At 64.8% G+C, this 21,329-nt stretch carries 21 protein-coding genes; 18 read left to right on the forward strand and 3 right to left on the reverse strand.

What is annotated here, in order from left to right:
* Positions 1-58: 58 nt before the first annotated feature.
* The gene (gene dnaE / locus Q8P38_01995; GenBank protein MDP4013383.1) at positions 59-3,625 is read left to right on the forward strand and encodes a DNA polymerase III subunit alpha; all 3,567 of its coding nucleotides are present in this window, start codon (positions 59-61) and stop codon (positions 3,623-3,625) included.
* 22 nt (positions 3,626-3,647) lie between these two features.
* Here the strand turns inward: dnaE and Q8P38_02000 are convergent, their stop codons facing one another.
* Positions 3,648-4,244: a YbaK/EbsC family protein gene (locus tag Q8P38_02000; protein MDP4013384.1), complete on the reverse strand. Its 597-nt coding sequence runs from the start codon at positions 4,242-4,244 to the stop codon at positions 3,648-3,650.
* 66 nt (positions 4,245-4,310) lie between these two features.
* Here Q8P38_02000 and hisD point away from each other — a divergent pair, with 66 nt between their 5' ends.
* The 6 genes from hisD to priA are packed head-to-tail and all read left to right on the forward strand — an operon-like array spanning position 4,311 to position 9,165.
* Positions 4,311-5,624, forward strand: coding sequence for a histidinol dehydrogenase (gene hisD / locus Q8P38_02005; protein MDP4013385.1), 1,314 nt, complete (start codon positions 4,311-4,313; stop codon positions 5,622-5,624).
* Positions 5,621-6,757: a histidinol-phosphate transaminase gene (locus tag Q8P38_02010; GenBank protein MDP4013386.1), complete on the forward strand. Its 1,137-nt coding sequence runs from the start codon at positions 5,621-5,623 to the stop codon at positions 6,755-6,757. Before hisD ends, Q8P38_02010 begins: the two co-directional genes overlap by 4 nt.
* Entirely contained in the window at positions 6,754-7,350 is a 597-nt protein-coding gene (hisB, locus tag Q8P38_02015; protein ID MDP4013387.1) for an imidazoleglycerol-phosphate dehydratase HisB, read from the forward strand. Before Q8P38_02010 ends, hisB begins: the two co-directional genes overlap by 4 nt.
* The gene (gene hisH / locus Q8P38_02020; GenBank protein MDP4013388.1) at positions 7,340-7,981 is read left to right on the forward strand and encodes an imidazole glycerol phosphate synthase subunit HisH; all 642 of its coding nucleotides are present in this window, start codon (positions 7,340-7,342) and stop codon (positions 7,979-7,981) included. Before hisB ends, hisH begins: the two co-directional genes overlap by 11 nt.
* A gap of 56 nt (positions 7,982-8,037) precedes the next feature.
* On the forward strand, positions 8,038-8,388 hold the full coding sequence (locus Q8P38_02025; protein ID MDP4013389.1) for a DUF2510 domain-containing protein: 351 nt from the start codon (positions 8,038-8,040) through the stop codon (positions 8,386-8,388).
* A gap of 15 nt (positions 8,389-8,403) precedes the next feature.
* Complete coding sequence (gene priA, locus Q8P38_02030; protein ID MDP4013390.1) at positions 8,404-9,165, forward strand: bifunctional 1-(5-phosphoribosyl)-5-((5-phosphoribosylamino)methylideneamino)imidazole-4-carboxamide isomerase/phosphoribosylanthranilate isomerase PriA; 762 nt, start codon at positions 8,404-8,406, stop codon at positions 9,163-9,165.
* Positions 9,166-9,341: 176 nt separating this feature from the next.
* Here the strand turns inward: priA and Q8P38_02035 are convergent, their stop codons facing one another.
* Complete coding sequence (locus tag Q8P38_02035; GenBank protein ID MDP4013391.1) at positions 9,342-9,734, reverse strand: PPOX class F420-dependent oxidoreductase; 393 nt, start codon at positions 9,732-9,734, stop codon at positions 9,342-9,344.
* Positions 9,735-9,784: 50 nt separating this feature from the next.
* Between Q8P38_02035 and hisF the strand changes: the two genes are divergently transcribed.
* Positions 9,785-10,588, forward strand: a complete 804-nt coding sequence (hisF, locus tag Q8P38_02040; GenBank protein MDP4013392.1) for an imidazole glycerol phosphate synthase subunit HisF — start codon at positions 9,785-9,787, stop codon at positions 10,586-10,588.
* On the opposite strand, the gene Q8P38_02045 is transcribed toward hisF, so the two are convergent.
* Positions 10,539-11,204 carry a TIGR03085 family metal-binding protein gene (locus tag Q8P38_02045; protein MDP4013393.1) on the reverse strand — a complete coding sequence of 222 codons (666 nt, stop codon included), beginning with the start codon at positions 11,202-11,204 and terminating at the stop codon, positions 10,539-10,541. The two genes, hisF and Q8P38_02045, sit on opposite strands and share 50 nt — an antisense overlap.
* Positions 11,205-11,303: 99 nt before the next feature.
* Here Q8P38_02045 and hisI point away from each other — a divergent pair, with 99 nt between their 5' ends.
* The 10 genes from hisI (at position 11,304) to lgt (ending at position 21,127) form a co-directional block, all read left to right on the forward strand.
* Positions 11,304-11,666: a phosphoribosyl-AMP cyclohydrolase gene (gene hisI / locus Q8P38_02050; protein ID MDP4013394.1), complete on the forward strand. Its 363-nt coding sequence runs from the start codon at positions 11,304-11,306 to the stop codon at positions 11,664-11,666.
* A gap of 13 nt (positions 11,667-11,679) precedes the next feature.
* Positions 11,680-13,254, forward strand: a complete 1,575-nt coding sequence (locus tag Q8P38_02055) for an anthranilate synthase component I (GenBank protein MDP4013395.1) — start codon at positions 11,680-11,682, stop codon at positions 13,252-13,254.
* Between the two features lie 5 nt (positions 13,255-13,259).
* Positions 13,260-13,955 (forward strand): response regulator transcription factor, encoded by a 696-nt coding sequence (locus tag Q8P38_02060; GenBank protein MDP4013396.1) that lies wholly within the window; start codon positions 13,260-13,262, stop codon positions 13,953-13,955.
* Positions 13,948-15,336 (forward strand): HAMP domain-containing sensor histidine kinase, encoded by a 1,389-nt coding sequence (locus tag Q8P38_02065; GenBank protein ID MDP4013397.1) that lies wholly within the window; start codon positions 13,948-13,950, stop codon positions 15,334-15,336. The genes Q8P38_02060 and Q8P38_02065 overlap by 8 nt, the downstream gene beginning before the upstream one ends.
* Positions 15,337-15,412: 76 nt before the next feature.
* Entirely contained in the window at positions 15,413-16,222 is an 810-nt protein-coding gene (gene trpC, locus Q8P38_02070) for an indole-3-glycerol phosphate synthase TrpC (GenBank protein ID MDP4013398.1), read from the forward strand.
* Between the two features lie 2 nt (positions 16,223-16,224).
* Positions 16,225-17,424: a tryptophan synthase subunit beta gene (gene trpB / locus Q8P38_02075; GenBank protein MDP4013399.1), complete on the forward strand. Its 1,200-nt coding sequence runs from the start codon at positions 16,225-16,227 to the stop codon at positions 17,422-17,424.
* Positions 17,421-18,227, forward strand: coding sequence for a tryptophan synthase subunit alpha (gene trpA, locus Q8P38_02080; GenBank protein ID MDP4013400.1), 807 nt, complete (start codon positions 17,421-17,423; stop codon positions 18,225-18,227). Before trpB ends, trpA begins: the two co-directional genes overlap by 4 nt.
* Positions 18,224-19,312, forward strand: coding sequence for a vitamin K epoxide reductase family protein (locus Q8P38_02085; protein MDP4013401.1), 1,089 nt, complete (start codon positions 18,224-18,226; stop codon positions 19,310-19,312). Before trpA ends, Q8P38_02085 begins: the two co-directional genes overlap by 4 nt.
* 130 nt (positions 19,313-19,442) lie before the next feature.
* Positions 19,443-20,246 carry a thioredoxin domain-containing protein gene (locus tag Q8P38_02090; protein MDP4013402.1) on the forward strand — a complete coding sequence of 268 codons (804 nt, stop codon included), beginning with the start codon at positions 19,443-19,445 and terminating at the stop codon, positions 20,244-20,246.
* The gene (lgt, locus tag Q8P38_02095) at positions 20,246-21,127 is read left to right on the forward strand and encodes a prolipoprotein diacylglyceryl transferase (GenBank protein MDP4013403.1); all 882 of its coding nucleotides are present in this window, start codon (positions 20,246-20,248) and stop codon (positions 21,125-21,127) included. The genes Q8P38_02090 and lgt overlap by 1 nt, the downstream gene beginning before the upstream one ends.
* Positions 21,128-21,329 lie beyond the last annotated feature (202 nt).

The raw sequence follows: 21,329 nt of genomic DNA on the forward strand, positions 1-21,329 counted from the left end.
CGGGTTAGAGTCCATAGGTCCGACGAGTTCGGGCAGACCGACCGCCCCGGAGGTGCCTGTGTCCGACGCCGCAGCAGCGGACAACTCTTTCGCACATCTGCACGTCCACACCGAGTACTCAATGCTGGACGGTGCCGCGCGGCTCGATGATCTCTTCGCGGAAGTGGCTCGCCTTGGGCAATCCGCCGTGGCTGTCACAGACCACGGCAACCTGTATGGCGCCTACGAGTTCTACACCAAGGCACGCGCCGCCGGAGTGAAGCCGATCATCGGCATGGAGGGGTACTACGCGCCGCAAGGGCGCCGCGAACGGGTCCCCGCGGACTTCGGCGGTGGGTATGACGAGCTGACCGATGCGGTCGGCGAAGGCAGGGGCAGATTCGCCTACACACACATGACTTTGTGGGCTGAAGACAATGTCGGGTTGCACAACTTGTTCCGAGTCTCGAGCCTGGCCAGCCTCGAGGGCTACTATCGCTCGCCGCGCCTGGACCATGAGCTCTTGGAATCGCATGGGAAGGGCCTGATCGGGACCACCGGTTGCCCGTCCGGAGAGGTGAACCGCTGGCTCCAGGCTGGCAACTACGACAAGGCCCTTTCCGTGGCAGCGGACTTCCAAGACATCCTGGGCGCGGGGAACTACTACTGCGAAGTGATGGATCACGGAATCGCGATCGAGCGCAGGTTCCGCGAAGACCTTCTGCGGATAGCCAAGTCGCTGAGTCTGCCGCTCGTGGCGACCAATGACACTCACTATGTCCGAGCTGACGAATGGAAGATGCACGACGCGTTCTTGTGCGTCGGAACGAAGAGCCTTGTCAGCGATGAGAAGCGGTTCCGGTTTGGGAGCCATGACTTCTACATCAAGTCCGCCGCTGAAATGCGCAGCCTGTGGTCAGACCTTCCAGAAGCCTGTGACAACACAGTCGCGATCGCGGAGCGGTGCAACGTGTCCTTCAATGAGGGCGCCAACCTCATGCCGCGCTATCCGGTACCGGCGGGCGAGACGGAGGAATCCTGGTTGGTCAAGGAAGTTGACCTGGGACTTATCGCCCGGTTCGCGCCGAATCCGGTGCCGCAAGGTCACCGGGAGCGCGCCGAGTATGAAGTTCGCGTCATTGCGCAGATGGGCTACCCCGCGTACTTCCTCGTCGTCGCGGACCTGGTCAGACATGCGAAGGAACAGGGGATCCGCGTCGGCCCCGGACGTGGGTCCGCCGCCGGTGCCCTGATCGCGTGGGCCCTTGGCATCACCGAGCTCGATCCGATAGAGCACGGATTGTTGTTCGAACGCTTCCTGAACCCGGAGCGGGTATCGATGCCCGACATCGACATCGACTTCGACGAGCGCCGTCGTGGGGAGATGATCAGGTACGCGACGCAGAAGTACGGATCGGACCGCGTCGCCCAGATCGTCACGTACGGCTCGATCAAGGCAAAGGCCGCGATCAAGGATTCAGCACGGGTTCTTGGCTACCCCTTCAGTCTGTCTGACCGGATATCAAAGGCCATGCCGCCCGCCGTCATGGGCAAGGAAATCCCTTTGTCCGGGATCTTCGATGAGGCTCACGAACGTCACAACGAGGCCGGTGAGTTCCGTGACCTGTACGCATCGGATCCCGGAGTGAAGGAAGTCGTTGACACAGCGCGCGGGTTGGAGGGGCTGAAGCGGCACGTTGGGGTCCACGCGGCAGGCGTGATCTTGTCGAGCGAGCCGCTGCTGGACGTCATCCCCGTGTGGCGCCGTGACGCGGACGGGTCGATCATCACGCAGTTCGACATGGGCGCGTGCGATGCCCTCGGGCTGCTGAAGATGGACTTTCTTGGGCTGCGGAATCTGACCGTTCTCGACGATTGCCTGAAGTACATCCTGGCGAACACCGGCGAGGACGTCATCCTGGAAGAACTGCCGCTCGATGATCCAGCCGCCTACGAGCTGATGTCGCGCGGTGACACCCTCGGCGTGTTCCAGCTTGACGGTGGCCCGATGCGCGCTCTGCTGCGGTCGATGGCCCCGGACAGTTTCGAGGACATCTCAGCGGTGTTGGCGCTGTATAGGCCAGGGCCCATGGGCGCCAACGCTCATAACGACTATGCCGACCGGAAGAACGGGCGCAAGCCTGTCGTTCCGATCCACCGCGAGTTCGCCGAACCGCTGGCGGAGATACTCGATGACACCTATGGCCTGATCGTCTACCAAGAGCAGGTGATGGCTATCGCGCAGAAAGTGGCCGGATACTCGCTAGGCAAGGCCGACCTTCTGCGACGGGCAATGGGCAAGAAGAAGAAGGCCATTCTCGACAAGGAGTTCGGGCCCTTCAGCGATGGCATGCGGACCAACGGCTACTCCGAAGGCGCGATCAAGACGTTGTGGGACATCTTGGTTCCGTTCTCCGACTACGCGTTCAACAAGGCCCACACCGCTGGCTACGGGTTGGTCGCCTACTGGACCGGTTACTTGAAGGCGAACTACCCAGCTGAGTACATGGCGGCGCTGCTTACGAGTGTGAAGGACGACAAGGACAAGTCGGCGGTGTATCTGAACGAATGCCGGCGGATGGGCATCAAGGTGTTGCCGCCGGATGTCAACGAATCGGACGTCGACTTCACCCCGACGAGGGGCGACATCCGGTTTGGATTGTCCGCTGTACGCAATGTCGGGGCCGCGGTCGTGGAGTCAGTCGTCAGGACCCGTAACTCACACGGACCGTTCGCTGACTTCCGGGACTTCCTGGCCTCAGTGGAAATCAATGTGTGCAACCGGCGGGTTATTGAGTCGATCATCAAGGCTGGGGCCTTCGATTCTCTTGGGCACTCCCGCAAGGGCCTGTTGGATGCGCACGAGCAGTACATCGATGAGGCGGTCGCGACAAAGCGGGCCGAGGCGGTCGGCCAGTATGACCTCTTCGGTGGGGATGCTGGAGGGGGCGCCGCCGTGAGTGGCGCACTGCCGACCATCGGTCACGCCGAATGGGACAAGGGCGTGCTGCTGGCGTACGAGCGCGAGATGCTCGGACTCTACGTCAGTGACCACCCGCTCAACGGGTTGGAGCATCTGCTCCGGAAGGCCACTGACTGCCCGCTGGCTTCGCTTCACTCCGACGACCGTCCGTCGGGCCAGGTGGTCACCATAGCGGGGCTGATCTCATCGGTACAGCGCAAGGTGACGCGTGAGAAGGGTGAGCCGTGGGCTCTGGTCACTCTCGATGATCTTGACGCCTCGGTAGAGATCGTCGTCTACCCACGGTCCTACTTGCCGGTCAGTGCCCAGCTGACCGAGGACCGTGTCGCGGCATTCAAGGTCCGCATTGACCGGCGGGACGAGGACAGCCTCAGGCTCGTCGCTTTGGAAGTCTCGTTCCCAGATCTGGGTGACGTATCCGCTGGCCCTGTACGGCTGTCTATGCCCGTGACCCGATGTGTCCCGGCCGTGGTCGACAGCCTGAAGGAGATCCTGGCGGCCAGTCCCGGGATGGTTGAGGTGCAGCTGAGCCTCACCAACGGTGAGCGGACGACGGTTCTGCGTCTGGACGACCGGCTGCGGGTCACGCCCTCACCAGCGCTCTACGGAGAACTTAAGGCGCTGCTCGGCCCGGCATCGGTAGTGGCTGAGTCCTCCGGATAGGGGATGGGGTCGCGCCTGGCCGTCAGCTGACGCACAGGGGGGCAGTACGGGCGCGCAGAAGATTGATGAGTTGGTCGGGAATCAGCTCCAGCAGCAGCCCCTGACGGCCGGCCGGGACCAGGATGGTTGGCTGCTCCATCGCGGAGGTGTCCAGAAGTAGTCCCAGCGGGGTCTTCGATCCCAGGGGGCTAACGCTGTCCGCGGCGTACCCGGTGATCCGTTCGACCTCATCCGCATCGGTGTAATCGGCACTGCGAGCACCCACAGCCGCGGCGACGGCGCTCAGGCTCATGATGCTGCGAGCTGGCACGACGGCGATCAGGTTCTCATCTTCCACCTTGACGACTAGGGTTTCGAACAGCCGCCTTGCCGGGATCCCGTAGTCCTCTGCGGCGGCAACTCTGTCCGCGTCGGCTTCAGGCGGACACGCGTGTAGGGCGTAGGCGATTCCGGCGCGCCCGAGGACCTTCGTCGCCGGTGTATCAGAGCCGCTGGCTTTGGTGGTGGAGCCGGCCTTGTCCGGCGCGGCCTTGCTCGCGGCGCTCACCTTGGCTCGTTTGGTCCCCCCTGTTGCGGAGGCCTTGCCAGCTTTCGTTTTGCGCTTTTCCACATCTGACATCCTGCCCCTCCCGTCGGCCGGATCGCGCGTGACACCGCATGCGCTCGGAAAACGTAGGATATTGGGGTGATTCGGGTTGTTGACCTTCGCGCGCGGATGGTGGACACGGCATCTGTCGTGCCGCGGGCCGCCGCGTCCTCAGGGAGCGAGCTGGATCGCGTCAGCGGGATTGTCGCAGACGTCGCCGTGCGCGGTGAAGAGGCGATCCTGGAATGGACCGAGCGTCTGGATGGGTTCCGCCCGCCCGTGCTGCGCGTTCCAGCGGAAGCCCTGGCCGAGGCGGACAGTCGGCTGGATCCTCTCGTTCGGGCGGTGCTGGGCGAAGCCATCGGGCGAGTGCGCTTGGTGCACGAGGGCCAGGTTCCTCTGCGGCACGACACCGACGTCGCCCCCGGGGGGCGCGTAAGCCAGAGGTGGATTCCAGTCGAGCGCGTCGGCCTGTACGTTCCGGGCGGCAACGTCGCCTATCCATCGAGCGTGATCATGAACGTCGTCCCCGCCCAGGTGGCCGGCGTGGAGTCGCTCGCGGTCGCCAGCCCTCCCCAGAGGGAGAACGGCGGCTTGCCAGATGCCGTAGTTCTCGCGGCCTGCGCGATGCTTGGTGTCGATGAGGTCTACGCGGTGGGAGGCGCTCAGGCGATCGCCATGCTCGCGCACGGCGTCAGGTTCTCGGACGGCACTGCTTGTCGTCCAGTCGACATGATCACGGGCCCAGGGAACGTCTACGTCACGGCGGCGAAGCGGCTCGTCAAGGGGCTGGTCGGCATCGACTCAGAAGCCGGCCCGACCGAGGTCATGGTGATCGCTGACGACTCCGCCGACGCGGCGTGCGTGGCATCCGACCTGATGAGTCAGGCCGAGCACGACACCATGGCGGCGTGCGTCCTTGTCACGGACTCGCCGGATCTGGTCGACGACGTGGTCACGGAACTGGCCCGTCAAGTAGCTGGCACGAAGCACCGGGAGCGGATCACGGCAGCGCTGGGCGGACCGCAGAGCGCGATCATGCTTGTGGCCGACTTGGCGGCCGCGTTCGACATCGCGAATGCGTACGGCGCCGAACATCTCGAGGTCCAAACTCGCAACTCACGCGAGGACGCTGGGCGCGTGCGCAACGCCGGAGCGATCTTCGTCGGGCGGTACAGTCCCGTCTCACTCGGCGACTACGCGGCAGGATCGAACCACGTCTTGCCGACCGGCGGCACCGCAGCCCACTCGTCGGGTCTTGGCGTGCACACCTTCCTGCGCGCGGTCCAGGTGATCGACTATGACAAAGACGGGCTGGCCGGGATCGCCGACGTCGTCCGAACCCTCGCGGAGGCGGAGGACCTGCCAGCTCACGGTGCGGCGATCTCGTCGCGATCTCAGGGCAGCCAGTGAACCCAGGGTTGCCGGTGCGGGCGGATCTGGCCGGTGTCGAGCCGTACGGGGCGCCTGTTCTTGACGTGCCCAACCGGCTAAACGTCAACGAGAACCCCTACAGCCCGTCGGCCGATGTTGTGGCTCAGATGGGCCGGGCGGCCGCGGACGCGCTTGCTTCCGCCAACCGATATCCCGACCGCGAGTGCATCGAGCTGCGCGCGGAGCTGGCCAGCCTGATCGGAGGTAGAACCGCGGCAGCCAACATCTGGCCCGCCAACGGCAGCAACGAGGTCATGCATCAGATCTTCGCGGCTTTCGGGGGGCCCGGACGCCGCGCCCTGTCATTCGCGCCGACCTACTCGCTGTACCCCCAGTACGCGCGTGAGACGTTCACCGAGTATGTGACGGCTCCGCGTCGTGGCGACTTCGAGTTGGACATGTCCGAGGTCGCGCGGTCTTTCACGGAAGCCCGGCCGTCGCTGGTTGTGGTGGCCTCGCCGAACAACCCGACCGGCACGCTTCTTCCAGCGGGACAGCTCGACGAGTTGCTCGACCTGGTCGCGGGCGCCGACGCGATGCTCATTGTTGATGAGGCCTACGTGGAGTTCGCCGACGTCGGGGTCTTCTCCGCCACAGCTCGTGTGCCCGACAGCGATCGGTTGATCGTCACCCGGACAATGAGTAAGGCGTTTGGGCTCGCGGGCCTCAGGCTCGGTTACGCGGTTGCCAGCGCCGAGGCGATCGACGCGGTGCGCATCGTGAGACTGCCGTATCACTTGTCGTCGACGACGCAGGCGATGGCGTGCGTCGCGGCCAGGAATGCCCCGGTCTTGCTAGCCCCCGTGGCGACGTTGCGAGCCGAACGACGCCAGCAGGCGGAGTGGTTCAGTGCGGTTGGGCTTGATGTCGCGGCGTCGCAGGCGAACTTCTTGCTGGTGGGCTGTTTCGCTGACCGGGAGGCGACTTGGCGTGCGTTGGTCGATCAGGGCGTCCTTGTGAGGATGGTCGGGCCGGACGGTTGGCTGAGGGTCAGCGTGGGGACACCGGAGGAAAACCAGGCCATGCGCCAAGCGATGAGTATCGTCTTGGACAGCGGTGCGGCGCGGCTCCTGGGCTCCGGCGCACTGCGGGATGAAGGGTTGCAGTCATGAATAGGACCGCGCGAGTTGAACGGGCGACCAAAGAGAGCCGAGTCGTGGTGGAGCTTGATCTGGACGGCTCCGGCAAGACGAGCATCGACACTGGCGTGCCGTTCTTCGACCACATGCTTTCCCAGCTAGGGAAGCACGGCGGCTTCGATCTAGCGGTTACGACAGACGGCGATGTGGCTGTCGACTCGCACCACACCGTCGAGGACACATGCCTGGCCATCGGGCAGGCGCTCAATGAATGCCTGGGCGACAGGTCGGGTGTGCAGCGTTTCGGCGACTCGCTGGTGCCTTTAGACGAAGCCCTCGTGCAGACAGCGGTTGACCTTTCTGGCCGCCCCCATCTGGTTCACGTCGAGCCGGAGCTGATCGAACTCATCGGCAGTTACGACACGACTTTGACCCGACACGTCTGGGAGTCGATTGTGGCCAGTGCTGGCATCACGTTGCATGTCCGCGTTCTCTCCGGTAGGAACGCGCACCACGTTGTGGAGGCTCAGTTCAAGTCAGTCGCCAGAGCGCTGCGCGCGGCCGTGGCTTTGGACCCTCGGGTCGCCGGCATCCCTAGCACCAAGGGGACTCTAGGTGGCCAGTAGGCCGCGCGTCGTCGTATTCGACTACGGGTTCGGGAACGTTCGGTCGGCCGAAAAGGCGCTCAACCGCGTTGGAGCTGACGCCGTGATCACAGCGGACGCTGACCTGTCTCGTGAGTGCGACGGGCTGGTCGTCCCGGGAGTGGGCGCTTTCGCCGCGTGCATGCGGGGTCTGGCTGATGCCGGAGGGCCCGACATCATCGCCGACCGCATCGCCGTGGGGCGCCCTGTCCTGGGGGTCTGTGTTGGGATGCAGGTGATGTTCTCCCGCAGCGCCGAGCACGGTGAGGAGGTGGCGGGTCTTGGCATCTGGCCAGGCACCGTCGAACTGCTCCATGCGGAAGTTCTGCCTCACATGGGCTGGAACACCGTCGAGGCCCCGGCAGGTTCGGCGCTGTTTCGCGGCGTGGCCGACCAGCGCTTCTACTTCGTGCATTCATACGGACTGAGGCAGTGGGCCGAGTTGGCTGGGCTTCCTGGTGCGCAGGTGGCGCTGTCGGAGCATGGTGAGAAGTTCGCGGCAGCGGTCCAGCACGGCGTAGTCGCGGCTACTCAGTTCCACCCCGAGAAATCTGGAGCGGCCGGGCTAAAGCTGCTCGCTAACTGGTTGTCCAGCATGTCGCGCCCGGAATAGCTGAACAAACCGGTCAAAGCCGCTAGATTCCGATCATCCGAGGATGAGGTGGGTAGATGTCTTCTCCGATGCCAGGTTGGTACCCAGATCCGGAGAACCCTGGGCGACAGAGATTCTGGGACGGCGTGAAGTGGACCGAGGCCAGGGCGTACCCGGAGACCCAGGTCGGGGTGAACCCGTCGGCTCCCAACGAGAGGAACAAGTCCGATAGCTCCTGGGCATGGGTCGTCGCGATCGCGATCATCGGCGTGATTCTGCTCATCGCAGCGGTTGTCATCAGCGGTGGCGAGAAGCCAGCGCCAGGTCCTACGACGACAGAGACGACCGCGGGTCCAACTGTCACCCCGCCGACACCGCCGACACCGCCGACCCCGCCGACCCCGCCGCCGCCGACCCCGACGTCATAGTCGTAGGTTGACCCGATGGCTGGAATCCTGGAGCTGTTCCCCGCTGTCGATGTCGCTGACGGCAAGGCCGTCCGCCTGGTCAAGGGGGTCGCGGGCACGGAGACCGACTACGGCGACCCCATCGAGGCCGCTCTGCGGTGGCAATCTCAGGGAGCGTCCTGGATCCACTTGGTGGACCTGGACGCGGCTTTTGGCCGAGGCTCAAACAGGGAGCTGTTGTCTGATGTAGTTGGACGCGTCGACATCGACGTGGAACTCAGCGGCGGAATACGTGACGAGGATTCGCTGACGGCGGCCCTGGCCACAGGATGCCGACGGGTCAATCTCGGCACAGCCGCGCTGGAAAGCCCCCAGTGGTGCGAGAAAGTCATCGCCGAGCACGGAGACCGCATCGCTGTCGGTCTGGACGTGAGGGGGAGTCGCCTGGCAGCTCGGGGATGGACGCGCGAAGGTGGGGAACTGCTCGCGACGATCGCGAGACTGGATGCGCAGGGGTGCGCGCGCTATGTCGTGACCGACGTGTCTCGCGATGGCACTTTGACCGGGCCCAACCTGGAGCTGCTCAGGGTTGTCTGCCACAGGACTGAACGGCCGGTCATCGCTTCTGGCGGCGTCGCGAAACTGGAGGATCTGCATGAGCTCGCGGAGCTCCTGCCCTTGGGACTTGAAGGCGTGGTTATCGGCAAGGCGCTGTATTCGGGGGCGTTCTCGCTCTCCGAGGCTTTGGCCGCAGTCGCTCCTCGCCGGGATTACCTTGACCTCGACGGTGCCGTCTGACCCAGGGCTGAACAGAACCTGCGAACCCGCCCGAACTTAGCGGACGTTCTTGACAAACGCGCCCTTTAGGGTACAGACGCGCCCGTTACAACGGGTGTCTCCTTGCGTAACGGTCGCGTTTGCACGGAACGGCCGCTTCCGCGCAAGGGGGCGGGGCCGTAGCGGGGGGGGGCGAACTAGGTGGGGATGGTTAGCCGGACGGCCGCGTAGTGCTCAGGCCGCTGGCGGGTAACCCGCAACACGATGTCCAGCATCGGCCAAACCAGCCCGTACCTTCGGCGCAGGAGATCGCGGGTCCGCGATACGCCAGCCTGATCGACTACGAGCTCAGCTTGGGCCTGGGTTGTGCCGCCTTGGGCCTTGCCGCTGCGATCGCACGGAGCCAACTCAACGTCAGGGTTGGCCTTGATGTTGCGGGCGGTTTCGGACGCGTCATCGACAATCAGGTAGAGGTGATCTCCTTCGCGCGCGACCCATTCAGCCGTCGTGCTGGTGGTCCCGGCGGCGCTCGAGGTCGTCAGCAGTATGTTCCGCGCCGCGCTCATGCGGTCAAGTTCGGGAGTCCTCATCGCCGCCAGCTTACGCGCACCAAAGTGTCGGCACGCCGTAACCTGGACCCGTGTCACTCGCCGTGCGTGTCATCCCCTGCCTGGATGTCGATGACGGCCGTGTCGTAAAGGGCGTCAATTTCGTCGACCTCAAGGATGCTGGAGACCCTGTTGAACTGGCGGCCGTCTACGACTCCGAAGGGGCGGACGAGCTCGTCTTCCTGGACATCACGGCCTCAAGCGGCCAGCGGGAAACCACGTATGACATGGTTCGCCGGACGGCGAGCGAGGTCTTCATCCCCCTGACCGTTGGGGGCGGAGTGCGAAGTGTCGACGACTTCGACCGATTGCTCCGGGCTGGCGCGGACAAGGTGGGCGTGAACACCGCTGCCTTGGCCAATCCTGAGCTGGTCAAGGATGCCTCGCGGAGATTCGGTTCACAGTGCGTCGTCGTGTCGGTTGACGCGCGCAGGTGTGCTGATACGGCGAGCGGGTTCGAAGTCACGACTCACGGAGGGCGCCGCGGGACCGGCATCGACGCGGTCGGATGGGCCAAGCGGGCGGCGGAAACAGGAGCCGGGGAAATCCTGCTGAATTCGATGGACGCGGACGGGACCAAGCGCGGATTCGATCTCGAACTGATACGTGCTGTCCGGCACGTAGTGTCCGTGCCGGTGATAGCGAGCGGCGGCGCTGGCTGCCTCGCGGACTTCGGGCCGGCTATCGAGGCTGGCGCGGACGCGGTGCTGGCCGCGAGCGTGTTCCACTTCGGCGTGCTGCGGATACCTGATGTGAAAGCGGAATTGAGCCGGTCGGGTTACCCGGTCAGGCTGGTCGGTCCTGGTCTTCGCGAACGTGGAACCGAGCTTGCCTGAACGAGGCAACGGCCTCGGGCTCACCGAGAATCTCAACGTCGACTTCGCTGCGGCCGTACGCGAGAAGCATCAGCTCACCGGCAGTGCCGACGATGGTCACAGCCTGGCTGCCGCCCTTCGCCTTGTGCTCGTGCTCATCCGCGTTCGTACGTCGCAGAATCACACCACCCTTGGCGCCCTTGAATAGCAGCCGACCGCCGAGCTTGAGACGATCCCAGAGCAGATCAGACAGCTTCGGGTCAAGGCTGCGCGGCTTCCAGCTGTTTGAGCCTCTGCGCACATCCTCGTGATGAACGAAAAACTCCACGATGTTCGCCTGGCCATCAACCCATGGGAGGCGGAAGGTCGACCAGATCGGCGGGCCGTTCCTGACCAGACGGACGAGCTTCTCGAACGGTTGCGAGGCAGCGTCGTTCTGGACCTTCTCCGTCCACGCGGATAGAGGCCCTCCAAGAATTCCGAGCGCCGCGTCAGGACGGCCTTCGCGCACTACCAAGTGCGCCGCCAAGTCCCTTGTCGTCCACCCCTCGCAAAGCGTGGGTTCGTCCGGGCCGACTTGCTCCAGCAGGTCACAAAGCTGTGACCGCTCCTCGCGTGCTAGGTCAATGGCTGACACGCGGCCCATACTAGGCACATCGCGTACCGTGACCTGGTACCCCCCTCGGCACTTCGGTCCTGCCGCGCGGATGCCCCCGAGAGAGGCACAATGGGAAGCGTGTCTACCGCGCGCGAAGACGACGACTTGTTGGAAGCGGTCCGCTTCGGGCCCGACGGTCTGGTTCCCGCTATCGCTCAATCTGTGAGCGGTGATGTCCTGATGCTCGCGTGGATGGATCGCGCCGCGCTGCTGGCAACTTTGGATTCAGGCCGCGGTACGTATTTCAGCCGGAGCCGTGGAAAACAGTGGACCAAGGGCGAGACGTCCGGAAACGTTCAGCTAGTGCGGCGCGTCCGCTACGACTGCGACGGCGACGCGATTCTGCTGACGGTTGAGCAGACCGGACCTGCTTGCCACACAGGCACAGCGACTTGTTTCGATGACCGCGATCTGCCGCTTTCTGTTCGTGACGGCGCATGACTGGCGAGCGAGCATGACCAACATCGCCTCCGCCGACGGCAACGCGGTTCCGAGCTTGTCCGAGTTCAGGGAGTTGGCTAAGACCCGCCGCGTTGTTCCGGTCATGCGCCGCGTGCTGGCGGACGGGTTCACACCCGTCGGGTTGTATCAAGCTCTGGCTGGAGGTCGGGCCGGAACATTCCTGCTCGAGTCGGCCGAGCATGGCCGCGTGTGGTCGCGGTACTCGTTCGTCGGAGTGCGATGCCCCGCGATGCTCACCGAGTCCGATGGGCGGGCGCTGTGGTCGGGTAAGGCACCCGAAGGCGTCGCGCACACCGATGACCCTCTGGAGGCGATGCGAGCCACGATCGAAGCACTGGCAACAGATCGTCCAGAAGGACTGCCGCCATTCACGTCCGGCCTGGTCGGGTACGTCGGCTACGACGCCGTGCGACGGCTGGAGCGGCTTCCGGACGAGAACCCCGAGGAATTGGGAGTTCCCGAGCTGTGCATGCTCCTGGCCACCGACGTGGCTGTCTTGGATCACGCCGACGGCACTGTGTTGCTCATAACCAACGCTGTCAACTACGACAACTCTGACGAGCGCGCCGACGCCGCGTGGGTCGACGCGATGGGTCGGCTGGATCGCATGACACGCGACCTCGCCAGGGCAGTACCTATTCCGCCGGCCAGATACCGCGCGGTATCCGCGAAGGCTCCGGCTTCCCGCACTGACCGGGACGACTATCTGGATGCCGTTGCCAAGTCCCGTGAGTACATAGAGGCGGGGGACGCGTTCCAGATCGTGATCTCGCAGCGTTTCTCGACTAAGTGCCCGGCTTCGGCGATAGACGTCTATCGGGTGTTACGCGCGACGAATCCAAGCCCATACATGTACCTGTTTCGCTTCCCCGAAGCGACTGGATCCGACGACGGGCTGTCGGACCGCGTCGCCTTCGACGTAGTCGGCTCGTCCCCGGAGGCGCTAGTGACCGTCAAGGCGGGCGAGTGCATGCTGCATCCCCTCGCTGGTACCAGACGCCGGGGCGATTCACCTGAAGAGGATGTCGCCCTCTCGGAGGACTTGCTGGCTGACGACAAGGAGCGGGCTGAGCACTTGATGCTGGTAGATCTGGGCCGAAACGATTTGGGAAGGGTGTGCGCGCCTGGGTCGGTCGAAGTCGTCGAGTTCATGCAGGTGGAGCGCTACTCGCATGTCATGCACATCGTGTCTACCGTCGTGGGTCGTCTCGCGCCAGGGAAGTCCGCCTTCGACGCGCTCGCCGCTGCCTTCCCGGCGGGAACCTTGTCCGGCGCGCCCAAGCCACGTGCCATGGAAATCATCGACGAGTTAGAGCCCGTCAGGCGCGGACTGTACGGAGGAGCTGTCGGCTACCTCGATTTCGCTGGCGATCTCGACACCGCGATCGCGATCAGGACAGCGGTCATCCTCGGCGGTGTTGCCTACGTGCAGGCGGGCGCGGGGTTGGTCGCGGATTCGGTTCCGGAGACCGAGGACGCGGAGTGCCGCAACAAGGCGGCCGCCGTGCTCAACGCTGTGGCTTCGGCCGCGACGATGGACGCCGCCCTAACGGACGATGGCGCGTGACCCCGATGACGGATGGGTCGCGAGGTCTGGTGCTCGTCGTGGAAGACGAGGCAGCGATCGCGGACATCTTGCGCATGTACCTTCGTCGTGAAGGCTTCGGAGTCACCATCGAGAAGTCCGGTGAGGCGGCTCTGGTTTCGATCAAACGCGTGCGCCCGGTCGCGGTAGTTCTGGATGTCGGACTTCCCGGAATCGACGGCACTGAAGTCGTTCGCCGGATGCGGGCAGCGGGTGACTGGACGCCCGTGTTGTTCTGCACAGCCAGAGAGGACGAGATCGACCGGATCCTGGGATTGGAGCTTGGAGCGGACGACTACATCACCAAGCCCTTCAGCCCCCGCGAAGTCGTCGCCCGGGTCAAGGCGGCGGTGCGCAGGGCGTCTGGTCCGGGTGGCGCGGACGTGCTGAGCGTCGGCGAGGTGACAGTTGACCGAGCGGCGCACACGGTCCGCGTCCGCGATCGGAACATGGCGCTTACGGCCACCGAGTTCGAACTACTCGCATACCTCATGGCGAAGCCTGGCCGGGTGTTCTCGCGCGAGCAATTGCTGTCACAGGTCTGGGGTTACGAGGCCATGGCCAGCACTCGGACGGTCGACGTGCACGTGGCACAGGTCAGGGCCAAACTGGGCTCGGCGAGTCCAATCCGAACCGTGCGCGGAGTTGGATACTCGGCTGTCCGAGAGAGCGTCGATGACTGAATCGCGCCAGGGCTTCCTGCGGACCGTGTCGGGCAGAACCGTCCTGCTCGCGGCGGGCGTCGCTGTTCTGACGGCCGTGGTCGCTGTGGCGGTCAGCATCCCGCTGATCCTTGGCGCGTCCAAGACCCAGGAGCAGGTGACTCTCGACAGGCTCGCGGACGTCACAGTCGAAGCGCTTCAACGCCCCTCTCCGATGGGGGCGACAATGCGGTTGAGGCAGTCGCTGGCTGCCCAGCGCGTGACTCCCTACGTGGTGGGTCCGGAGCTCGAGGTGCCGCCCGGATTGGACCGTGCCCAAGTTGCCGCGATCATCGCGGGAGATCGCTTGTCTACGACAGTCACGGTCTCCGGGGACAGCTACTTCGTCGCCGGGCGCCCCATCGACGGTCGCTACGGCTTGGTGTTGTTGGCGCCAGCCCAACTCGCGGGGGACTCCGCGGATGAGGCGGTCAGGCGGCTCCTGGTAGCGCTGGCCATCGGGGTGCTCGTTGCCGCTGGAATCGGTTACCTGGCCTCGCGGCGCCTCACAAGTCCTTTGCGCCAGGCCGCCGATGCCGCCGAGAGGTTGTCATCCGGAGAGCGCGGTTTGCGGCTGGACCCAGAGGGGCCCGCCGAAGTGGCCGACATAGCGACGTCGCTGAACCAGCTTTCTCAGGCGTTGGCGCGAAGCGAAGGACGTCAACGCGAGTTCCTGCTCTCGGTGTCACACGAACTGCGAACTCCACTGACAGCGGTGCGCGGGTACGCGGAGGCACTCGCGGACGGGCTAGTGGATCCCAGTGAGGTCGCCAGCACTGGGGCGGTAATGACGCGGGAGTCAGATCGGCTGGACCGGCTCGTTTCCGATCTGCTCGACCTGGCGAGGCTGGGTGCCGCGGAAGTCGCTGTCGAGGTCGTCGTCATTGACATGTCCGAAGTCTGCGCCCAGGCCGCGGAAGTGTGGTCGGACCGCTGCCAGCGGGAAGGCGTCGTGTTCACTCCCGACATCTCCTCAGGGGTCTTCGTCCGCGCCGATCCCACTAGGGCGCGCCAAGTCATCGACAACTTGGCTGAGAACGCTCTGCGGGTGACACCTTCCGGCGCGCGAATCGTCCTGGCTCTGCGCAGGGAGGATGGAGACGCGGTGATCGAGGTCCGCGACGGTGGACCGGGGCTGTCCGACGACGACATGGCAGTCGCGTTCGAACCGGCCGCGTTGTACGCGCGCTACCGGGGTATTCGCGATGTTGGCTCCGGAGTCGGACTGGCTCTAGTGGGGCGCCTGGCAGCTCGACAGGGAGGTCGCGCTCGGGTCGAGCGGTCCGCCGAGGGAGGTGCCGCGTTCCAGGTGAGGATGCCGCTGGTTCTCCCCGAAGGTGGCAGCCCCGTGACTCATTCCTGAGGCCTGGCACCCACCGGATTCATGGGTTGGGCGCGGCGCTACTGTGACGTGAATCGGGCTTTCAGGGAGGTCGGCGGTGAGCGTACTGGACGACATCCTCGATGACGTCCGCACAGACGTTGAGCTGCGCATGGCCCAGACACCGCTTGAGGAGTTGAAGGAGCGCGCTTCACACATGCCGCCATGCCGCGACGCGGTGGCGGCCCTTCGCGGTGAAGGGGTCAAGGTAATCGCGGAAGTCAAGCGGTGCAGTCCGAGCCGGGGAATCCTCGCGCCGATACCCGACGCTGGAGCGTTGGCCGCTGAGTACGAAGCCGGCGGTGCGCACGCGATCAGTGTCCTGACAGAGGAGCGGCGGTTCTGCGGTTCACTGGCTGACCTGTCTTCGGTCAGGGCCGCGGTCGACATCCCTGTGATGCGCAAGGACTTCGTCGTGACTTCCTATCAGCTCTGGGAGGCGAAGGCGTACGGCGCCGATATCGTTCTGCTGATCGTCGCCGCGCTTGCCCAGGACGCGCTCGTGAGCCTTATCGAACGCGCCAAGTCGCTGGGCATGGCGCCACTGGTGGAGGCGCACGACGAGTGGGAAGTGGAACGCGCGGTTGCCGCTGGCGCTGTCCTGGTCGGTGTGAACGCCCGAGATTTGCACACCCTGTCGGTTGACCACGAGCTCTTCGCGCGGGTTGCGCCATCCATACCAGCCCACTGCTTGTGCATCGCGGAATCGGGCGTGCGCGGCCCGCTTGACCTGATCGCCTACGCCCACGGAGGCGCGAGCGCCGTGCTCGTGGGGGAGAGCCTCGTGACACACGAAGACCCGCGCGCCGCAGTGCATGAGCTAGTGACGGCAGGGGCTCATCCATCGGTAGCCAACCACCGGGAGTGAGCGTGCCGGATTCCGCGTTCACCCACTATGGGCCTTACGGCGGGCGATTCGTGCCCGAGGCTCTAATGGCAGCCCTGGACGAGCTGACCGGCGCGTACGAGCAGGCACTAGCTGATCCCGACTTCGCGTCGAAATTGGATGGCCTGTTGTGCGACTACGTGGGTCGCCCAAGTCCGCTGACTGACGCACGCCGGTTCGCCGCGGAGTGTGGCGGGGCTCGCGTGCTGTTGAAGCGCGAGGACCTCAACCACACAGGAAGCCACAAGATCAACAACGTTCTCGGGCAAGCGCTGTTGACGGTCCGGATGGGCAAGCGCCGCGTGATCGCCGAGACGGGCGCTGGGCAGCACGGCGTCGCGACAGCTACTGCCGCGGCACTGTTCGGGCTTGAATGCACGATCTACATGGGGGAGGAAGACACGCGACGGCAGGCCCTGAACGTAGCGAGGATGCGTCTGCTCGGCGCGGAAGTCGTGACCGTCACCGCCGGAACCCAGACGCTCAAGGACGCCATCAACGAGGCGATGCGCGACTGGGTGACCAGCGTCGAGCACACGCACTACTTGCTCGGGACCGTCACTGGACCGGCCCCGTTCCCTGAGATGGTTCGGCACTTCCAGTCGGTGATTGGCGTCGAAGCGCGCCGTCAGGTGCTCGAACGGACCGGCAGGTTGCCCGACGCGCTCGCGGCGTGCGTCGGCGGCGGCAGCAACGCGATCGGACTGTTCAGCGCGTTCCTGGCCGATCCGGGAGTCGCGCTGTTCGGGTTCGAGGCCGGGGGCAAGGGCGTCGACAGCGGCCGGCACTCGGCCCGGTTCAGTGGCGGTAGTCCCGGTGTCCTGCACGGCACGCGCACGTACATCCTGCAAGACGAGTTCGGACAGACCCGCCCCTCCTACAGCATCAGCGCCGGGTTGGACTACCCGGGCGTGGGCCCTGAGCACGCTCTGCTGCATGACAGCGGGCGGGCGACCTACGAGCCCGTTGACGACGACGAAGCCATGGCCGCGTTCAAGGTTCTGTGCCACACCGAGGGCATCATCCCAGCGCTCGAGAGCGCGCACGCGCTGGCGGGAGCGATACGGCTCGGTCGGCGTTTGGGACCGGAGGCGTTGATCCTGGTGAACCTGTCGGGTCGCGGGGACAAGGACGTGAGCACGGCCGCGCGCTACTTCGGTCTGATTGACGACGGCGCCTCATGAGCGCGCTGTCCGCCGCTTTCGAGACCGCGAGGGCCGAAGACCGGGCGGCGCTGATCGGCTACCTGCCTGGCGGCTTCCCCGACAAGGAAACTTCCGTGCGCTTGCTGAAGGCCATGGTGGCCGGTGGAGCGGACGTACTCGAAGTCGGGTTGCCGTATTCAGACCCGATGATGGACGGCCCGGTGATCTGCGCCGCGTCAGAGACAGCCCTGAAGGCCGGGACCACGACGCTGGACGTGTTCGAAATCGTGAGCGAGCTACGTGCGAGCGGTGCCGCCATCACGGTGATGACCTACTGGAATCTGATCGAGCGCTACGGCGCTGAGAAGTTCGCCGCGGACCTCGCCGCAGCCGGGGGTTGCGGTGTGATCACGCCGGACCTCACGCCAGAGGAGGGCAGCGATTGGCTGGCCGTGTGCGACCGCGCAGGACTGGACCACGTCTTCCTGGCCGCGCCGTCGTCAACGGATGAACGGCTCGGCAGGGTCGCCGCGGCCAGCGCGGGTTTCGTCTACGCGGCATCGTTGATGGGAGTGACTGGGGCGCGATCCGATCCGCCCCTGGCTGCCGAGTCCCTGGTGCGCAGACTTCGCGCTGTCACGCGGCTGCCGATCGCGGTGGGGCTGGGTGTTTCGACGCGCGCCCAGGCAGCGGGCGTGGCCGGATACGCTGACGGGGTGATTGTCGGCTCGGCGTTCGTGAAGGCGGCGCTACAGGCGGGTGGGCCGGATGAGGCTGAGGCTGCGGTCGCGGCACTCGCGGCGGAACTCGCCGCCGGGGTCCGGCGTCTGAGCGGGGAGTGAAGGGAATCGTCTTGGCAGCCACTGTGGGGCAAGGGGGACAAGCGCTCACTTTGAAGAAGATGGAGAGAGTCGGAAAGCACTGGTTCGTCGCGTTCTTAGAATCCGGAGACTGGGTGTTCGCCTGGGTTGACACGGAAGGACTGCAGCCTGGGTCCGTAGCCAGCCTGGAAAGTAGGATGCTGGATCTCGGCGACCTGTGCGAAGAGAATCCGGAACTTTCCGGCGACTTCATTTCCACGCAGTGCAGGTGCCTTGAAGAAGTAGCTCGGGAACCGGAAGTGCTGCTGGGAAGTCAGCTCCCCCTAAACAGGACGGATCTGCTGAATTTGGCGGACGGCTTGGAGTCTTCCGCGGCGGACGTGAAGGACGAGCTCAAAGACCACCTGGATCTCCCGCGGGATTTCGAAGCTGGCTTCTCGCGAGAGTTGGACAATCTGCGCCAGGCGGCGCAAAGCGGTGTGCGCGGGCAGAGACCTCTCAGCGGAAAGAGGTTTGAGGAATGGGTTATCCCACGGTCAAGGGGGGCGCACAGACCGACAGTTGTTGAGATGCTGGTGTCCAGCGTGCTTGGGTTGGTGGCGTCGCTGGTGCTGTCATACGATGCGGTGGTTCTGGCCGCGAACCCCAATGCGCAGCTGTCGTGCAACATAACCTCGAAGATCTCGTGCGGCACTGTGGGGACTTCCTGGCAGGCGCACTTGCTGGGGTTTCCTAACGCGTTTCTAGGTTTGATCGCTGAACCGATCGTCATCTTCCTCGCTTTGGCCCTTCTCATGGGGGTTCGGTTCCCCCGCGGACTCATGCTCACCGCTCAGGCGGTGACCACGATTGGATTCTTGTTCGCCTATTGGTTGTTCTACCAGGCGTATTTTGTAATTGGCGCCCTGTGTCCCTGGTGCCTTCTGATAACGGTGACAGTGACCTTGGTGTTCTCGTCGATGACCAGGATCAACATACTTGAGGGCAATCTGGGATCCACTCTCCAGATGCGTGTCGGACCGTACTTCAAGTACGGGCTGGACATCGTGGTGTCGGTGCTGCTGGTGGCGATCATCTCGGCCATGGTGGTCTACCGCTACTTGTGAGTACCGGGTCCGGCGTGCCGGTAACCCGCCTCTGGGTTGGGCACTTGGCGTCCGCGTACAGTGGGTCCGATCCGGAATCCGGAATCACCGGCGCGAACGACAACGAGCTTGAACAAGGGAGCTACGGAGAATGGCTAGTACTGAGAGCAGCCGCGCGAGGAAGAGAGCGGCTGAGGCCCGGGCGGCAGCGGAGGCAGCCCAGAACCGGCGCCAGCGACTGATCAACATCGGGATTGGTGCCGTCCTGGTCGTAGTCGTCGTCGGCCTGGTCGGGGGAGCCTGGTGGTCGTCGGGCAGGTCCGGGGGGAACATCGAGCCTTCAGCGGACGCGGTCTTGCCGCAGGGAGTACTCGCGGCGGATAGTCCCTACGCGTACGGAGTCGTGGCTGCCAAGGGTGCGGCTCAGGGCAAGCCGGTCGTCGAGATATGGGAGGACTTCCAGTGCCCAGCCTGCGAGTACTTCGAGAAGGTCTTCGGCGAAACCGTGACGGAGATGGCGAAGTCCGGCGACGCCGAAGTCATTTGGCGCACGATCGCGTTCCTGGACAGCAACATTCCCGGCCAGAACTCCAAACGGGCCATGTCGGCTTGGGGATGCGCCATCGACGAGGGCAAGAAGGACGAGTACCACGAGATCGTGTTCGCCAACCAGCCGACTGAGGGTGTCGGCTGGACCAACGACCAGCTGATCTCCTTCGGGGCGCAGGCGGGCATCAAGGGCGACCGCTTCGACCCCTTCAAGCAGTGCGTTGTCTCCGAAACGTACTTCGGATGGTCTGTCAACAGCACCGACCAGATGCGGATCCAAGGCATCACAGGTACGCCCACGGTCGTCGTGAACGGGAAAAAAGTCGCCTTTGATCCCTCGGATCCGGACGGGGACATCGAACGGCTGAAGAAGGCAGTGGCCGAGGCGGGGGCGCCGCAGAGTTGATGCTCCCCGCCTACATCCCGAGCCCCCCGCACGGTGTCTGGTACCTAGGGCCGCTACCGCTGCGCGCGTACGCGGTCGCGATCATCCTCGGGATCGTCGTGGCGATCTGGGTGGGGGACAAGCGCTGGGTTGCTCGCGGTGGGTTGCCCGGGACTGTCCTTGACGTGGCGATCTGGGCGATTCCGTTCGGGATCGTCGGTGGTCGGCTGTATCACGTCATCAGCGACAACCAGCTCTACTTCGGTCCAGGAGGCAGCGGCTTCGCGGGTGCTGTGCAGGTTTGGCAGGGCGGCCTGGGTATCTGGGGCGCTGTGGCGCTCGGTGCGCTCGGTGCCTGGATTGGCTGCCGTCGCAAGGGCATTCCGCTTCCGGCGTTCGGAGACGCGATAGCGCCCGGCATCGTGCTCGCCCAGGCGATCGGGCGCTGGGGCAACTACTTCAACCAGGAACTCTTCGGCGGGCCCACTGACCTGCCCTGGGGTCTCGCGATCGATCCAGTGAACCGGCCAGACGGGTTTGAGCAGTTCGCGACCTTCCATCCGACGTTCCTGTACGAGTCGTTGTGGAACCTCGGCGTGTTCACGGTGTTGCTTCTGGCAGACAAGCGCTTCCGCATGGGGCACGGTCGGGTGTTCGCCTTGTACATCGCTTTGTACTGCCTAGGCCGCCTGGGTGTGGAGTGGCTTCGAATCGACACGGCGAACATCATCTTCGGCCTTCGCTTGAACATCTGGACGTCAATCCTGGTCGGGCTCGGTGCCGTCGTGTGGCTGATCATCAGCGCTCGGGTCAGGCCAGGCCGCGAGGCGCCGGAGACTCTGCGGCCGCCGGAGCCCGTCGCGGGTAGTGAAGAGGAAGACACCGCCGAATCATCTTCCTAGCACGGCAGATCCCGAGTTCTGGGGAATCGCTTCAGCCGTGGCCTTGGTAGCTCGATGGAACTCCACGCCCGCCGCGAAACGGCCGTTCCGAACAAACGCGACCGTTCGGGTACAGACGCGCCCGTTGCAACGGTAGTTTCCTTGACTAACGGGTGCGTCTTTCCGGAACGGCCGTTCCGGCGGGGCGGGGCGGGGGCGGGGC

The organism is Candidatus Nanopelagicales bacterium (genome assembly GCA_030700225.1).
Classification (GTDB): Bacteria; Actinomycetota; Actinomycetes; order S36-B12.

Coding starts and splice junctions, on each gene's coding strand:
- Q8P38_02035 (MDP4013391.1), bottom strand. CDS start 9,734: ATGAGGACTCCCGAACTTGACCGCATGAGCGCGGCGCGGAACATACTG.
- Q8P38_02025 (MDP4013389.1), top strand. CDS start 8,038: ATGTCTTCTCCGATGCCAGGTTGGTACCCAGATCCGGAGAACCCTGGG.
- priA (MDP4013390.1), top strand. CDS start 8,404: ATGGCTGGAATCCTGGAGCTGTTCCCCGCTGTCGATGTCGCTGACGGC.
- lgt (MDP4013403.1), top strand. CDS start 20,246: ATGCTCCCCGCCTACATCCCGAGCCCCCCGCACGGTGTCTGGTACCTA.
- Q8P38_02065 (MDP4013397.1), top strand. CDS start 13,948: ATGACTGAATCGCGCCAGGGCTTCCTGCGGACCGTGTCGGGCAGAACC.
- Q8P38_02060 (MDP4013396.1), top strand. CDS start 13,260: ATGACGGATGGGTCGCGAGGTCTGGTGCTCGTCGTGGAAGACGAGGCA.
- Q8P38_02090 (MDP4013402.1), top strand. CDS start 19,443: ATGGCTAGTACTGAGAGCAGCCGCGCGAGGAAGAGAGCGGCTGAGGCC.
- trpA (MDP4013400.1), top strand. CDS start 17,421: ATGAGCGCGCTGTCCGCCGCTTTCGAGACCGCGAGGGCCGAAGACCGG.
- Q8P38_02000 (MDP4013384.1), bottom strand. CDS start 4,244: ATGTCAGATGTGGAAAAGCGCAAAACGAAAGCTGGCAAGGCCTCCGCA.
- Q8P38_02055 (MDP4013395.1), top strand. CDS start 11,680: ATGACCAACATCGCCTCCGCCGACGGCAACGCGGTTCCGAGCTTGTCC.
- hisB (MDP4013387.1), top strand. CDS start 6,754: ATGAATAGGACCGCGCGAGTTGAACGGGCGACCAAAGAGAGCCGAGTC.